The organism is Stenotrophomonas sp. AS012628 (assembly GCF_010608305.1).
GTDB lineage: Bacteria > Pseudomonadota > Gammaproteobacteria > Xanthomonadales > Xanthomonadaceae > Stenotrophomonas > Stenotrophomonas geniculata.
This window is the reverse complement of sequence record NZ_VMBJ01000103.1, coordinates 1-574: the sequence shown is the minus strand read 5'-3', so window position 1 is coordinate 574 and position 574 is coordinate 1. Positions and strand designations below refer to the sequence as shown.

Annotated in this window: 1 protein-coding gene; it reads left to right on the top strand. The window is 59.9% G+C overall.

Going from position 1 to position 574, the window contains the following annotated elements:
• Nucleotides 1–501: IS3 family transposase (locus tag G5A07_RS21140; RefSeq protein WP_191863964.1), on the top strand; the 501-nt coding region annotated here is incomplete at its 5' end.
• Between the last annotated feature and the right edge of the window lie 73 nt (nucleotides 502–574).

The window sequence follows — 574 nt, the reverse complement described above, 5'->3', positions numbered from 1 at the left end:
GAACGCCAATTCAACCCGGAGGCACCCGACCAAGTTTGGGCAGGGGATATCACCTACATCCCGACCCAGCAAGGCTGGCTCTATCTGGCCATCGTGGTGGATCTGTTTGCCCGACGGATCGTGGGCTGGGCCCACTCTCACGAAGGGGATGCCTGGCTGGCCGTCAGAGCCCTGCGTGGGGCTCTGAAACAGCGTCGTCCCAACGGGCGACTACTTTTCCACTCGGATCAAGGTCGGCAGTACACCAGCCATGCCATGGCCGAAATTCTGCGTGACAACGGCATCACCCAAAGCATGAGCAGGAAGGGCAACTGCTGGGACAACGCGGTGGTGGAACGGGTTTTCGCCACCCTCAAAGGGGAGTGGCTTTACTCCAAATACCCCACTCGACAGGAGGCTGCAGCAGACATCGAGCAATTCGTGGACTGGTACAACCACCGTCGGCCGCACAGTGCCAACGGCCTTGTGCCACCTGCGCTTTGTGAAGAGCAGGTGGCCTGAACTCCCTTTGGGAGTGTCCAAAAATACTTGACCACCACAACCCGTCCCTGGGGGCTCGATGGCGCCATCCATG